Source organism: Streptococcus atopicus, assembly GCF_049166725.1.
In the GTDB taxonomy this organism is placed as follows: domain Bacteria; phylum Bacillota; class Bacilli; order Lactobacillales; family Streptococcaceae; genus Streptococcus; species Streptococcus hominis.
In genome coordinates this window covers 188,083-202,997 of the sequence record NZ_JBMHFC010000002.1, presented here as the reverse complement: position 1 = coordinate 202,997, position 14,915 = coordinate 188,083, and the positions used below count along the sequence as shown (strand labels likewise).

The following is a 14,915-nucleotide window of genomic DNA, read 5'->3' as shown; positions in this document are numbered from 1 at the left end:
GACCAAGATTGTGTCAGCAACCCTAGTCATCTGTCCTACTTCTTCTCAATTTCTTTGATTTCGCTGGTTTTGTCTATCTATAAGGCGTTCTTGGATTAACGCCACAACTTCATCATTGGTTGGCAAGTCAGAGTGTTGTGCATCTTCTCCTGTGACAGTAGTTTCTGTATAGTGAGCTACTTGTCCTTGATAGATATACTTACCGGCACTTACACTTGTATCAGGAACCAATTCATCCGAATCATAAGTAATAGTCCCTGCTACGGAGTACATCGCTAAGGTCCTAGGAATATTTTTACGATTCTTAATAAAGTCAGCTAACATTTCTGTTTTGTTATTAATATTTGTTTCAGTAAAATTATAAGGCGTTCCGATTGTCATTAACTTTTTTAGATTCACATCATAATCTCCAAGATAATTCTCGATAAATGCTGTATAAATCAAACCGCCATTAGAATGCCCCAATCCTTTAAAATTATTGAAATTATATTTTCCTTGCAAGTCCTCAAACGCAGCATTAACCATTTTAGCTTGCTTTTTGATATTACTATAACCATCTTTATTATTTTCAAATCCAATAACAATAATCGGTTCATTGTCATTAGCAGCAATCGAACCGCTATAAGTAATCCGTCCATCGTTCCATACTTTCACTTTAAGTAAACTATGCTTAACCCCACGACGTCTTTGATTGAGCTTTTGAACCAAGCCGTCAAAGCGGTTCTCCGTAGCAGAACTTCCCGGTATCATAATGATTGGCGACAAACGAGCATTATAAAATTTAGCAATTTGATCAATGTTTTTTCTTGTCCAACTGTAAGAGGGAATTGCTAATCCTATCAAAAAAATTAGAACAATTAGTAGCACTATTTTTACCTTTTTAGTCATGTTCGCCTCCTTTCTGATCCATTTGTCTGAGTTCCTCATGAATCCGGTCATTAAATCTCACAAAGGGGATATAAATAAGAACATCGATAATAAAAATGAAAATTCCTACTGCTAATGCTCGCAAACTTCCGCCTGTCCCAATAAAAGCATAAAGTACACTTGGCGCTCCGCTAGGAACTGGATAGACAGCCGGAGGCATTATTCTAAAATATAGAAAAATACTAGCTACAAAGACATTCAGCATGGGTACGAGGATAAAAGGGATTAAAAATAGAAAGTTGAAAAATATAGGAATCCCAACCATAAAGGCTACACCATGGTTAAAAAGGGAAGGGAAAATACTTTTCAAACTCACATCTCGGTCTTTGTCGCTCCGAGATTTCCATAGAATAGCTACGAGAAGAGCTAAAACTCCCCCCAGTCCCGCAAATGTTCCATAGGCATCATACAGATTGGTCGTTGAAAAAAGATAAGGTACCCCTGTTGTAGTATGATGTTTCAAAGCATAATTGAGATTATCCAAGGCAAAGGAGTCATTGATAAATGGCAGGTCATTAAATGGATTACTATTTCCAATCCAAGCGCTAAAAGTCCGTAAGGCGGTATTCATTTCAATGACAAATATATTGTTTCGATTGACAATTAAGCCTGACAAAAAAGTTATAATTGTTGAAAAAACATTGTATCGATTGCCTAGATTAATGAGAAAACTAACCAAGGCAGCCAGAGCAAACGAGCAAAAGATAGGACGCAACGTTTTAGGGTAATAAATAAAATGCTCATCTACAATATGATCATCATTCGGACTTGAAAATCGAAAAATTTGTCCCACCACATAACCAATCAATATCGCAACAATTAGATTGATATTGACAGGAAGATTGATTCTCGTCAAAGCGCCGTCATTTAAAACCACCGAAAATAATTCGCGCGAATTAACTAATAAGCTAAAAATAAAGGCTGTAATCCCAGCTGTCCCTGTACTACGACCATAATAACCAGCTGTGTATTTTGCACTAAAATAAGTCGCTAATGGTCCTGCCAATCCCCCTATCAGATAAGTGAAATTTGTCGTAACTAAGCTAATAGTTGAAAAATGGGGAAACCAGTGCCGAATCGCAAAAAGATTGTTGATATAGCCATTTATACCAAAAATGGATTCAGAAAAAATCATCGTTATCGTCGTCAGCAAAAAAAACGGAAAGAGCGATACCAATGTTTCTTGTGTAATTTTAATGAAACTCATTTGCCGAAAGGCAATCATTTTTTTTATTAAGTATTGATCTATACGACTTTTTCTGGTTAATTTATTGAATATCATAGCTTGATTGTAGCATAGTTGAGATGACAATTCAATTAGCCTTTTTAAAATTAAATGCTACATGTTTGAATATTTATTATTCAATGTTTTTTAATCAGACCTAAAAAGGCTCAGATGAAAATCCAAGCCTTAAAATATTTAAACTTACCCTAATTTTCTTGTAAGATATTTCTGTGATTGTGCGGAAAGAGCACTGATAATCGTTCCCACAGCCCCAGCACCTGTGAACAATAATAGCAAACCAAGATTTGTCCAATAAGAAATATGTACTTCATTACCATTTAAGATATAATTTGTCAGATAAGTAAAAGCGGTAAAAACATCTGCTCTTTCTGCTTTTGCAAGCTGAATTGCATAGTCAAATTGGTGCGCAACCAACATCATCACAAACATAAACACGACACTGATTGCAATCCCAACTTTGGATAACTTTTTACCTAACAATTCATATCCTTTGATTGTACAAACTCCCATGACAATCCCTGCAACAACAGCTACATATCCAAGTTGAGCAATCACCAAGGTAACAATTCCCCCTATCAAGCTCCCTAGAAAAGCTCCTACCGTTCCTGCTAAGATACTTTCCTTTTGGTGGTCATAAACTTGGTTTTCAATTGACAAGTTTGAGCTTAATTCCTGAAAGGCTTCTGGTGAAAGCAGTAAAAGATTTCCTCCGACTTGATAAAGATCTACTTGCCCTGCTTTTCCTGTCTGCTCGCAAACATTCGTCAGATTTCTTTCTTTCAAGAACGCGATAATATCTTGTAATCCCTGACGAATATGTTCACGTGTTTTTCCTTTAGTCATACCAGTTTTAATATAAAAAGTTGCTTTATATAAATTAACCTGATAAGTTTTCAAAGCCTTAGAAGATTTCGTCAATTCTTTAAATTCTTCCAAAGACGGTAATGCTTCACCATTTTTTACCGAACAACAAATACAATATTGATTTTTTTGATTCGTTTGTTCAATATAGAAAGTATAACCACCTTTTTGACCAAAAATAACAGATGAAGTCTCATCAAACTGCAACCCCAACTCATCCGCAAGTGCCTGCAAATCAAGTTTATTCATAGCCGGACTCCTTTATATATTCTTTATTTATTATAGCATACATTTGAATAAATAGACAAGAGGGAATTTTTTGTAAGAATATTAAAAGAGGTTAGGACAAAAATTCCCAACCTAAAAGCATACTATGTAATAAATCAACGATGCAGCGACTGATTGCTCAAAGTACTGTCTTGAGGTGGCAGATAGAGCTTTCCAAGCGGTTCACTTTTCAAGCTCGGAAGAGCCACTTTAGGCGAAAACTTTGTTTTCTTTATCTGCCACCTCAATAATCTCTCAGACTATTGAGCAACCTTACGAAGGTAGGATTACGAACTAAATTTTCGTTTCATTAGTTCTGTTCCACCCTCTTCACTCTCTTCTCATTTTTCTACTCGAACGCCTCGGCAATCAACCTGAAGGTCAAAAACTTGTCCTTTAAATTGTTGCTCTTCTATTTTTTCTTTTATCATATTCGACTGGTCTTTTGGTGCTAGAACCATCACAGTAGGTCCTGCTCCTGATAGATAAGTCGCATACGCACCGTTTTTCTTTGCCAACATCTTGATTTTTGGAAATTCCTTAATCAAACCTTGGCGAAAATGCTCATGAAAACGGTCGGACTCAATAGCACGCCCCGCTGTTACCATATCGCCCTTCATTAAAGCGGCAATAGCCACATTCGCTACAGAGCTTGCAGTGACAGCTTCACGATAAGATAAACCTTTTGGAAGAACGCCACGGCTGTCTTTAGTACGCAATTCATAATTTGGAACATAGGCAATAAAGCTTACTTCTGGAAACTCCGTCACCACAGTTGAAACTTTCTCGTTTAAATAACTAGAAATCGTCAAATTACCATAAATAGCAGGTGCCACATTATCTGGATGTCCCTCAATTTTCGTCGCAAAATTCAATTTTTCAGCATTTGACAACTGCAAACTTGCCAATTGATTTGCCAGTTCAATCCCTGCAACAATAACGGAACTAGAAGAACCCAGACCACGCGCTAAAGGAATATCACTTGTCATTTTTAAATGATGAGGTTGAATAGCTGGAGCAATTCTGCGCGCCACTTTAATCAATAAATTCCGTTCGTTAGAAGGAATACGCCGCTCCAAATCATGCTCAATCAGCCAATGGTCGCTTTCTCCCAAAACTTCAATGGTTAGATATTTACTGACAGCTACACCAACCGAGTCAAATCCCGGACCAATATTTGCGCTCGTTGCAGGTACAATAATTTTCATTTTATTCTCCTAATACTTTGAAGGTGTTCAATAATTTAAAATCAGAAGTTGCCTGCAATTTTCGAGTGACATTTTCTAGCTGCGTTTTGTTGACAGCATGGGTAATAATCACAACACGTGCAGTATTTCCGTCTGTTCCTTGTTGCAGAATTTGCTTAAAGGAGACATTTTCAGCATTAAAAATTTCTGCTAAGCGTAAAACTTGTCCTTTCGCATCAGGTGCCAATATCGAAAAGTAGTACGGGCTCTTACGATCTTCTGGTTTAGCCAGAACTAATTCACGCCGAAACTCATTAAAGGCTTTTCCAACGGTTCCTTCATTAATCCGTCGAATAATCCGAATAATATCTGCAACAACACTTGTTGCGGTGGGTTTTTGTCCGGCACCTGGACCGTAATACATTGACTCACCAATACCGATAGATTCCACAAAGACTGCATTCATCACGCCATTCACACTAGCAAGAGGATGAGTTTTTGGTAAAAAGGTCGGTGTGACTTCTGCAGCGAGACCTGATTCCGTTTCTTCAATGGAACCAACTAATTTGACAACATAGCCTAATTGCTGCGCAACTGCTACATCTTCTGGTGTAATATTGCGAATGCCTTGGTGGGCGACATCTTCAAATTTAACCGTCATTCCAAAGGCAAATTGACTTAAAATAACCATTTTATATGCAGCATCAATTCCGTCCACATCATTGGTTGGGTCACTTTCTGCAAATCCAAGTCGCTGTGCTTCAGCAAGTGCCGCCTCATAAGACCAACCTTCTTCTACCATTTTGGTCATCATGAAGTTGGACGTTCCATTGACCACACCGAGAATACGCGTAATTTTATCAGAAGCTAGGGAATTAACAAGCGTGCGTAAAATCGGAATTCCTCCCGCTACTGCCGCTTCATAGTAAAGAGCCACCTTGTGTTTTGCAGCAATCTCAAGCAACTCAGCGCCATGAACTGCCAGCAAGTCTTTATTTGCAGTGACAACATGTTTACCTGCTTCTAACGCTTGAGTGATGAAAGTTTTTGCAGGTTCAATACGCCCCATCAATTCAACGACAATCGTTACTTCATTATCATTTACAATTTCATCAATCGTCGTGACAAAATTAAAATGATTTCCTGCTGCTAACAAGCGTTCTTTTTCAGCATCACCTTTTACCAATACTTTCGCAATTTCAATTTCTGAATGAGCTGCTTGCACAATCTTTTCACTATTTTCTTTCAATAAAAATGGAACACCACTAGCAACTGTCCCAAAACCAAGTAAAGCAATTTTAATAGACATGACTACTCCTTGAGATTTTATTCTTTTTATTATAGCAAATAAACTAGTTTTTTTCTAGTAAGCAGACTTCAGGATTTTTATAAAAATAATAGAAATCTATTTTAAAAAATTGTGAACGGTTAGTCAGAAATATGGTAAAATATACATAGTGATTTAAAAGTAAAAGGAGTTCCACATAATGGGAAAACATTCTGGTAATCGTTCTGTACGAAATCGTATTCGTAAGAGGAGACAACGGCGTGCTATTATAAGCTTCATCTTATTGGTTGTTCTAGTGATTGCAGGAACATTTATGTGGAAACGCTCTGGAACAAATCTGGCTAATAACCATACAAGAACTGCCACTTCACAAGTGAGCAAATCTTCTACTTCTCAAGCAACTACTAAAGAAACATCTGGATCTAGTGAAAAAGTAAGCAAAGTGAAATGGATAAGGCAAGATCAGCCTGTTAAATTCCCTATTTTGATGTACCATGCGATTCACAATATGGATCCTTCTGAAGCAGCAAATGCTGGTTTGATTGTCTCGCCTGAAACGTTTGAAAGTCATTTGAAAGCTCTAAAAGACGCTGGCTATTATACTCTCACGCCAAAGGAAGCCTATAAAGTTTTGACTGAAAATGTCCTTCCGAAAAATAAAAAAGTCGTTTGGTTGACCTTTGATGATAGTTTGAGAGATTTTTACACCAATGCTTTCCCACTTCTTCAAAAATACCAAATGCGGGCAACCAATAATGTCATTACTGGTTTTGTCGAAAATGGACGCGAGGATATGCTGACGCTTGAGCAAATCAAGGAAATGAAGCAAAAGGGAATGTCTTTTGAAGATCATACCGTTAATCATCCAGATTTATCCCTTGCAAATGCTGAAACACAAACGACAGAATTGCAAGTTTCTAAGCAATATCTAGACAGCAACCTGTCACAAAACACAACGACGGTTGCTTATCCTTCTGGACGTTATAGTGAAACAACGACACAGATTGCTGAAAGCCTCGGCTATAAAATGGGGTTAACAACCAACAATGGACTAGCTTCTCTTAATGACGGACTTCTAACCCTCAACCGTGTCCGTGTCAATCCAACCACAACTGCCCAAGACTTATTAAATGAAATTGCGACAAATTAAAGAATAGGACTTAGCTCAAAAATGAGCAAGTCCTATTCTTTTTTCTTTTGTGCTAATTTTTCACGTTCCAAGCGAAGCTTTCGGTTCGGATTGAGTTTGTTAAAAAGTTTTTCAAGCTTTTTTTCATTCCAAACGTCAGCTGCAGAAACGAAATTGCCATTTTCATCGCGAAAGGATATTGGTTTATCACCCATGATATCACTCCTTTTTAGTCTACAAATTCAAATTCAAACTTGCCGATGCGAACTAAGTCACCATCCTTAGCACCACGCGCCCGCAATGCTTCGTCTACCCCCATACCACGTAGTTGCCGTGCAAATTTCATGACAGCTTCCTCACGGTCAAAGTTCGTCATGGTAAAGAGTTTTTCCAACTTATCACCAGATAAAACCCAGGCAGCGTCATCATCGCGTGAAATTTCAAAGGCTGGAGCATCTTCATCAAAGCCATAGTAGGCTTCTTCTTCCATTTCTGACTCATCGTAAAGCAGAAATTCGGGCGTTTTATCTAGCAATTCTGCAGTTGCATCCAAAAGCGTTGACAAGCCTTGTTTTGTCAGACTTGAAATTGGAAAAATCTGTGGCAGTTCATCAAATTCATCATAATTTGCTGCTAATTTTTCTTTAAAGACTTTTAGATTCTCTGCACTTTCAGGCATGTCCATTTTATTAGCAACAATAATCTGTGGACGTTCCATTAAGCGAAGATTGTAGGATTCCAATTCCTTATTGATAGCAAGATAATCTTCGTAAGGATCACGTCCTTCACTAGCTGACATATCAATGATATGCAAGATGACACGAGTTCGCTCAATATGGCGAAGAAATTGTGTTCCAAGTCCTACACCTTGGCTGGCTCCTTCAATCAAGCCAGGCAGGTCTGCCACAGCAAAAGATTCACCGGACTGCGTCCGAACCATTCCAAGATTAGGTACAATGGTCGTGAAATGATAAGCGCCAATTTTCGGCTTAGCAGAAGTGATAACACTTAAAAGAGTGGATTTTCCAACAGACGGAAATCCGACCAAACCAACATCTGCCAAAATTTTCAGCTCCAACTGGAGTTCACGTTCTTGTCCCGGTTCACCATTTTCAGAAATTTCTGGAGCTGGATTTTTAGGCGTTGCAAAGCGGATATTGCCGCGACCGCCGCGACCGCCGTGAGCTACGACGAACTTTTGCCCATTTTCAATCAAGTCTGTCAGGATTTTCCCTGTTTCAGCATCACGAACAGTTGTTCCTTGTGGTACATGAACTATGAGGTCTTCTGCTCCACGACCGTGCATTCCCTTAGTCATTCCCTTCTCACCAGATTGAGCCTTAAAATGACGATTGTAACGAAAATCCATCAGGGTACGAAGTCCTTCATCTACGACAAAAACAACATTGCCACCACGACCACCATCACCGCCCCAAGGTCCGCCATTGGGGACATACTTTTCACGGCGGAAAGCTACCATGCCATCACCGCCATTACCAGCCTTGACTTTAATCTTGGCTGTATCTAAAAACATACTCATATTTTTCTCTTCTCTCGTTTTTCACTCTAAAAAAACGCTCTTTCAAGCGTTTGAGGATTAGAAATTACTCAAAGCACCAAGTGCACTTGCAAAGATTGCTCCGACTGTTACCAATAACATGATAACAACGACAATCAAAGTCAATTTTTCAAATCCTGTTTTTTTCCGTTGTCCATTATCACCAAAAGCCACGATATTACCTCTATATATTTAATTTGTTCTCTTAATTGTAACATGAAGGTGAGAGTTTTTCAAATGATAGCTGAAATAAAAAGATTACAACTGAAAATTACTAAAAAGTAAAAATCCAACAGGCTTCCTGCTGGATTTCAATGTTAATCAGCGTAACCGTTTGGATGTGTCGAATGCCATTTCCAAGCTGTTTCGATAATCATCTCAATATTGTCAAATTTCGATTGCCAACCCAAGACCTGACGTGCCTTGTCAGACGATGCGACAAGTGTATCCGGATCTCCTGGGCGACGATCTGCGATTTCAGGTGGAATGGGGTGTCCTGTCACCTTTCGTCCGGCTTCAACCAATCGATCAACCATGTGGGAGCCGATATAACCAGCTCCTCTTAATACTAAAATTGCCATAACCATTCCTTCCTATTTTTTAGATTATATCATAAAAAGGGCGCTATTTCTTAAGACCAACTGATTCAACGAAACGCATAAAGGCGATTTGACCTTCTTTTGTGCGCTTGTAAACACCTGCATCTTCCAAGACACGTTTGAAAATCTGACCAACCGAAGCACGCACGATTGTCTGGACTGATTCTGCTGTTATATCTGAATGGCTAGTTTTTAACTGCTCAGCCCACGCTTGATGATAAGGAGCCACTTCTTTTCTTTGTCCCAAAAGAAATTCTTCAACTTCTTTTATCTCATTTTTCAAACGAGGTGGGAGAATTGCCAAGCCCATGACCTCAATCAAGCCGATATTTTCTTTCTTGATGTGTTGAACATCTTTATGCGGATGATAAATACCATCTGGATATTCTTTTGACGTTTGATTGTCCCGAAGAACCAAATCTAACTCAAACTTACCATTTTTTTGACGTGCTATTGGAGTAACCGTATGATGTAGTTCACCATTTGACTCAGCTAAAATCTGAACAGTCGGATCGGAGTAACTGCGCCATTTCTGTAAAATCTTATCCGCCAAATCTATCAATACGGATTTATCAGTTGATTGCAACCTTAAAACCGACATGGGCCAGTTGACAATACCAGCTTCTACATTTTCAAAACCTGCAAAGGTGAAAGTGTTGTCCAGCTCTGCCTTTTCCATAGGAAAAGTATGTCGTCCACCTTGATAATGGTCGTGAGTGAGAATGGAGCCTCCTACGATAGGAAGATCCGCATTGGAGCCTGCAAAATAACCTGGAAAAGTCTCTACAATGTCCAAAAGACGCTCAAAAGTAGCACGACTGATAGTCATAGGAGTATGCTTGCTATCTAAAAAGATACAATGCTCATTAAAATATGCATAGGGCGAATACTGAAAGCCCCATTCTCGCCCGGCTAAATCAAAGCGGATAATTCGATGATTCGCTCGCGCTGGATGATCTAGTCGCCCTTGATACCCTTCATTTTCAAAACAAAGCTGGCAAGCTGGATAGTGGCTCGTCTTGGCTTTCTTAGCTGCTGCAATTCCCTTGGGATCTTTTTCTGGTTTAGAAAGGTTGATCGTAATCTCCAAATCACCATATTCAGTCGGTGTTTGATAGGCAATATTCTTAGCAATGGCTTTCAATTTAATATAATCATTACGTTTGCTAAGCTCATAAAAATCAGCAATAGCTCGTTCAGGATTTTGTTCATAAGTTTGCCAAAATTGCTGATTGAGTTGACTAGGTGCTGGCGTGACTAAATTCATCAACTCTGCCCCAAGAATATCCTGTTCTGCAAGAGTTGAGCCGATTTTTCCAACTGCTAAAGCAACTTCTAGTAAATCATCTTTGAGATCAATTAAGCTGGTTACTGTTGTCTCTTGCTTTGCAGCTTCCTCTCCAACCAGACTCATGACGCGATTTGTCAAATAAATTCGGTCAATTTCTGTAAAAGAGCTATTTGCTATGACCTCTGTTACAAAGGCATTCAGTAAATTTCGTGCCATTGATTTTCCTTTCTTTTATAGAAAGGGCTGAAATCCTCGTCAGCCCTTATTACTATTATGTAAAACGCTCGCTTAATCCAACACACGGCTGCCACCAGCGATTTCAGCAATATAGAAGCTCGGTGCATAACCTACGACTTCTTCATATTTTTGCCCAACATTTTTTTGAAAAGCTTCCACTGCATCTTTGCGAACCAAAGCAATGGCACAACCGCCAAATCCTGCTCCTGTCATGCGAGCGCCCAGTACTCCTTCTTGCTCCCATGCAGTATGAGCCAAAGTATCCAACTCTAATCCTGTGACTTCATAATCATGTTCAAGTGAGACATGAGACGCATTCATTAAGCAACCGAATTTTTCCAGATTGCCAGCTTGCAAAGCAGCTTGAGCTTGAAGTGTCCGTTGATTTTCCAATACAGCGTGACGAGCACGTTTGAGTCGATTTTCATCTTGAATTAAGTAGCTGTATTCATCAAAATCCCACTCATTTAATTCACCCAAGGTTGCAATAGAGAGTTTTTGCTTTAATTCCTCGACTGCCTTTTCACACTCTGCACGGCGTTCATTGTATTTGGAGTCTGCTAGTTCACGACGCTTGTTTGTATTCATAATGACAACCACATTGTCTTTGAGATCAAGCGGTACCAAGTCGTATTCGAGCGTGTTCGTGTCTAAGTAAATTGCCCGTTGATCTGCTCCCATGCCAATAGCAAACTGATCCATGATTCCTGAATTAACACCGATAAATTCATTCTCTGTTTGTTTACCAATTTTTACTAAATCTAAACGCTCTAATTTTAAATCAAATAGTCTCTCTGCAATTATTCCTGTTAGTAACTCTAAAGAAGCCGATGAAGAGAGACCTGAACCATTTGGGATATTTCCAAAAACATAGACATCCATCCCTTTATCAATGACATGTCCTGCTTTTTGCAAGAAATGAAGCACCCCTTTTGGATAATTCGTCCAATTATGCTCTTTTTCAAAACGAAGATCTTCTAGCGGCACCTCAATAATCCCTTTGTCTTCAAAATTTGCTGAGTAAAAACGAAGTAAATTATCGTCACGCTTGCGTGCCGCTCCGTAAGTTCCCAGCGAAATAGCCGCAGGAAAAACGTGACCACCATTGTAGTCTGTATGCTCACCAATCAGGTTAATGCGTCCCGGTGAAAAAAATGTGTGATCTGCTTCTGCCCCAAAAATTGTTGCAAAGTTTGAACGCAATTGTTGAATAGAAAGAGTTGTTGACATAAAAAGTCTCCTTTTATTTTGTTAGGTCTTGTAACCGTTTTATCATCTTTATTATAAAACATCATTAGTAAAATTTCAAGTATTTTAGTAAAATTTTACCAAAATTTTATCAATCAAGTTGTAAAAAATAATACTCGTCAATCTTTCATACTAATTTTTAGGAAATTTACTAAATATTTTTGTATTTTACTAATTTTTAAGATATAATAGACATATTCTTTAAAGAAATTAGGAAACAATCATGGCAACGATTAAAGATATCGCAAAAAGTGCTGGTGTCTCTCCAGCAACTGTATCACGCGTTTTAAATCACGACCAATCCATGTCTGTGAGTGACGAGACTCGCCAAAAGATATTTGATATTGCAGAAGAATTAGAATATAAAAAAACAAAAAGAGGAAGCACGCGAAATTCCCAAAACCGCAGAATTGCGATCGTAGAATGGTACACAGAAGAGGAGGAACTAGACGACCTCTACTACTATGCCATTCGTCTTGGGGTAGAGAAAAAAGCTCAAGAATTGGCCTATGATGTTATGCGCTTTTTCAATAATGAAGAATTAAATCATCTCGATCAAGTTGACGGCATCATCGCGATTGGAAAATTCAGCCCTCAAAAGATAAAGGAGCTGGAACTCTACACAGAACAACTTGTTTTTATTGATAGCAATACGCTTGCCTATGGACATAGCTGCGTCACGACAGATTTTGAAAATTCCGTTACAACTGTTCTGAACCACTTTTTAGAAAGGGGACACCGACAAATTGGGCTGCTAGTTGGGCAAGAACAAACTTCTGACAAAACTACTATCCTATCTGATCCACGCTTGGTAACCTTTAAAAATTATCTAACTGAAAAACAACTTTATCAAGAAACATACGTCAAAATAGGAAACTTTTCATCTGAATCAGGTTATTCTATGATGAAAGAATTGATTGCAAATTTAGGTGAACAACTTCCAACTGCATTTTTCATGGCAAGTGACGCCTTAGCTGTTGGCGCCCTTCGAGCACTTCAAGAAGCGGACATCCCTGTACCAGATCGTGTTAGTTTGATTGCTTTTAACGATACATCTATTGCTAAGTACGTCTATCCACCACTCAGCACGGTCACTGTCTTTACAGAGGAAATGGGCAGACAAGGTTTGCAACTGCTGCACGAGGAATTTCAACATCCTGGCTCGACCATTCCACGTATGGTAACACTTGCCACCAAACTGACCCTTAGAAAGAGCAGCTTATAGAAATGAAAACATACGAAATTTTATTCGACATTTTAAGTCGAGAATCTGACTATATCAGCGGTGAAAAATTAGCACAGGAGTTAGGAATTTCACGCACTTCTATCTGGAAAGCTATTCAACATTTGGAAAAAGAAGGCGTTCACATTGAATCCGTTAAAAATAAAGGCTATAAGCTCCTTTCAGGTGATTTATTGATTGCTGAGAAAATAGAAGAAACTGCTCCTATTCAAGTTTCCTTCAATCCAAACTGCAAATCCACTCAACTTGATGCCAAAGCAGGAGTTGAAGCTGGCAATCCTGCCAACACCCTCTATCTAGCTTCCTCTCAATCAGCTGGTCGTGGACGCTTTGGCAGAAATTATTTTGCTCCAGATCAAGGCGGGATTTATATGTCCCTTCATCTGAAACCCAATCTTCCTTTTCAACAAATTCCCGCCTATACTATCTTGACTGCTGGAGCCATTTACAAGGCTATTAAAGACCTCACTTTAATGGAAATGGACATTAAATGGGTCAATGACATTTACTACAAGGGCAAGAAAATAGCCGGCATTTTAACCGAAGCTATTACTTCTGTCGAGACGGGCTTAGTCACTGATGTGATTATTGGAGTGGGCATCAATTTCGCAATCTCTGATTTTCCGAAAGAGTTAAAAAATAAGGCTGACTCTCTCTTCCACGAAAATCAATCTATCACACGCAATGAACTCATTGCTGAGATTTGGAAAGCTTTCTATGAATGTGAGCCAGACGAGCTGATTTACCTTTACAAACAACATTCCCTTGTCTTAGGTCGGACGGTCACTTTTTGCCAGAATGACAAAGAATACAAAGGAGTTGCCAAGGAAATATCAGATACCGGGCAGCTATTGATCCAATTAGATACCGGACAAGAAATGTGGCTAAACAGCGGTGAAGTTTCTTTAACAAGTTGGTAAATAAAAGAAGGAGAAAATTGAGTAACCATCAATTTTCTCCTTCTTTTTCAGCACAAAATCAATGACCTTTGTGCTTTTCTTTGCGTTTTTGCTGTTTTAATTGGAATTTTCTATTTTGCATATATTCTTTTTGAGCTTTCAATCTGGAACGTTTAGCTTGTTTATCTAACTCTTGTTGCAGTTTTAGTGCGTCTTGTGATTTCGTTGAGCGTTTTTCACGCTTCATTTCTTTTTTTGCTAATCGCTGCAAGCGTTTGGGATTTGCACAATGTCTTTTTTTCTTTACTGCAACAGCCGGACTAAATTGTAGTTGTGAAAACTTCTGATTAACAAATTCTAAAACCTCGTTCATTTGGGGCTCAACTCCAAATGTCACCCGACAAACAGACAAACCTTGAGCATTTTCTTGCTCAAATAAGCCATAATAAAAGCCATTTTCAAAGTATATGGTCAATTCTAGTGAAACATGTTCCATACAGCATCCTCCTTAAATACATTACAAAGAAGGGACAACCAAGGAGGAGGGTTACTGATAGTCGTGACCTGCTTCAATTTGTCATTAGAAAAACAAATCTGGCATACCACGTATATGTTCGGACTACCAACCGAAACTGTGTTTTTATCTTTGCACTTTTATTTTACCGCAAGCAGAGCATTTTTTCAAATTGAAAAGAAGAGAAAAGGTTGAGGATTTTTGCCCCAACCTTTCTTTTTATTTTTTACGTTTGATATGTTTATCAATTTCGTCCACTATTTTACCCATGACATAGCTCACCTGTAAATTGCGAATCACTAGAAGCGCCCAGAAAACAGCAAATAAATAGTGTCCTGACATCATTGCTTCGTTAAAAAAATACGTTTCAATCGCTGTGAAAAAAGCTGTTGTAAAAAATTGTTGTCTTGTCATGATTCTA

The 14,915-nt window shown here is 38.6% G+C and carries 15 protein-coding genes and 1 pseudogene; 3 read left to right on the top strand and 13 right to left on the bottom strand.

Annotated elements, in window-relative coordinates; all coding sequences use genetic code 11:
- Positions 1-45: 45 nt before the first annotated feature.
- The 5 genes from ACOMA9_RS02340 to ACOMA9_RS02320 all read right to left on the bottom strand — a co-directional run bounded on the left by ACOMA9_RS02340 (position 46) and on the right by ACOMA9_RS02320 (position 5,797).
- Positions 46-888, bottom strand: a complete 843-nt coding sequence (locus tag ACOMA9_RS02340; RefSeq protein WP_421424541.1) for an alpha/beta hydrolase — start codon at positions 886-888, stop codon at positions 46-48.
- The gene (locus ACOMA9_RS02335) at positions 881-2,209 is read right to left on the bottom strand and encodes a PTS sugar transporter subunit IIC (protein ID WP_421424539.1); all 1,329 of its coding nucleotides are present in this window, start codon (positions 2,207-2,209) and stop codon (positions 881-883) included. The genes ACOMA9_RS02340 and ACOMA9_RS02335 overlap by 8 nt, the downstream gene beginning before the upstream one ends.
- 144 nt (positions 2,210-2,353) lie before the next feature.
- A complete protein-coding gene (locus ACOMA9_RS02330) occupies positions 2,354-3,283 on the bottom strand; it encodes a hypothetical protein (RefSeq protein ID WP_421424537.1) in 930 nt (309 codons plus the stop codon).
- 359 nt (positions 3,284-3,642) lie between these two features.
- Positions 3,643-4,509, bottom strand: coding sequence for a homoserine kinase (gene thrB, locus ACOMA9_RS02325; RefSeq protein ID WP_421424535.1), 867 nt, complete (start codon positions 4,507-4,509; stop codon positions 3,643-3,645).
- Between the two features lies 1 nt (position 4,510).
- Entirely contained in the window at positions 4,511-5,797 is a 1,287-nt protein-coding gene (locus tag ACOMA9_RS02320; RefSeq protein ID WP_421424534.1) for a homoserine dehydrogenase, read from the bottom strand.
- 178 nt (positions 5,798-5,975) lie between these two features.
- Between ACOMA9_RS02320 and ACOMA9_RS02315 the strand changes: the two genes are divergently transcribed.
- The gene (locus ACOMA9_RS02315; RefSeq protein WP_195673205.1) at positions 5,976-6,926 is read left to right on the top strand and encodes a polysaccharide deacetylase family protein; all 951 of its coding nucleotides are present in this window, start codon (positions 5,976-5,978) and stop codon (positions 6,924-6,926) included.
- Between the two features lie 32 nt (positions 6,927-6,958).
- On the opposite strand, the gene ACOMA9_RS02310 is transcribed toward ACOMA9_RS02315, so the two are convergent.
- From ACOMA9_RS02310 to ACOMA9_RS02285, 6 genes and pseudogenes are all read right to left on the bottom strand, one after another.
- Complete coding sequence (locus tag ACOMA9_RS02310; protein ID WP_003024275.1) at positions 6,959-7,120, bottom strand: hypothetical protein; 162 nt, start codon at positions 7,118-7,120, stop codon at positions 6,959-6,961.
- A gap of 14 nt (positions 7,121-7,134) precedes the next feature.
- Positions 7,135-8,445 carry a GTPase ObgE gene (gene obgE / locus ACOMA9_RS02305; RefSeq protein ID WP_195322987.1) on the bottom strand — a complete coding sequence of 437 codons (1,311 nt, stop codon included), beginning with the start codon at positions 8,443-8,445 and terminating at the stop codon, positions 7,135-7,137.
- A gap of 57 nt (positions 8,446-8,502) precedes the next feature.
- On the bottom strand, positions 8,503-8,637 hold the full coding sequence (locus tag ACOMA9_RS02300; protein WP_003024272.1) for a DUF4044 domain-containing protein: 135 nt from the start codon (positions 8,635-8,637) through the stop codon (positions 8,503-8,505).
- Positions 8,638-8,780: 143 nt separating this feature from the next.
- Positions 8,781-8,990: pseudogene (locus ACOMA9_RS02295) on the bottom strand (UDP-glucose 4-epimerase GalE); the annotation flags it as partial.
- A 97-nt stretch (positions 8,991-9,087) separates the two neighbouring features.
- A complete protein-coding gene (galT, locus tag ACOMA9_RS02290; RefSeq protein WP_330944944.1) occupies positions 9,088-10,569 on the bottom strand; it encodes a UDP-glucose--hexose-1-phosphate uridylyltransferase in 1,482 nt (493 codons plus the stop codon).
- A gap of 72 nt (positions 10,570-10,641) precedes the next feature.
- Entirely contained in the window at positions 10,642-11,820 is a 1,179-nt protein-coding gene (locus tag ACOMA9_RS02285; RefSeq protein ID WP_421424530.1) for a galactokinase, read from the bottom strand.
- A gap of 241 nt (positions 11,821-12,061) precedes the next feature.
- Between ACOMA9_RS02285 and ACOMA9_RS02280 the strand changes: the two genes are divergently transcribed.
- The gene (locus ACOMA9_RS02280; protein WP_421424528.1) at positions 12,062-13,063 is read left to right on the top strand and encodes a LacI family DNA-binding transcriptional regulator; all 1,002 of its coding nucleotides are present in this window, start codon (positions 12,062-12,064) and stop codon (positions 13,061-13,063) included.
- A 2-nt stretch (positions 13,064-13,065) separates the two neighbouring features.
- Entirely contained in the window at positions 13,066-14,001 is a 936-nt protein-coding gene (gene birA, locus ACOMA9_RS02275; protein ID WP_421424526.1) for a bifunctional biotin--[acetyl-CoA-carboxylase] ligase/biotin operon repressor BirA, read from the top strand.
- Positions 14,002-14,059: 58 nt separating this feature from the next.
- Here birA and ACOMA9_RS02270 read toward each other — a convergent pair whose 3' ends face one another.
- Together ACOMA9_RS02270 and ACOMA9_RS02265 are read right to left on the bottom strand one after the other, a co-directional pair.
- Positions 14,060-14,476, bottom strand: coding sequence for a YjdF family protein (locus ACOMA9_RS02270; RefSeq protein ID WP_151380077.1), 417 nt, complete (start codon positions 14,474-14,476; stop codon positions 14,060-14,062).
- Between the two features lie 237 nt (positions 14,477-14,713).
- A complete protein-coding gene (locus ACOMA9_RS02265; RefSeq protein ID WP_003042586.1) occupies positions 14,714-14,908 on the bottom strand; it encodes a DUF3272 family protein in 195 nt (64 codons plus the stop codon).
- Positions 14,909-14,915 lie beyond the last annotated feature (7 nt).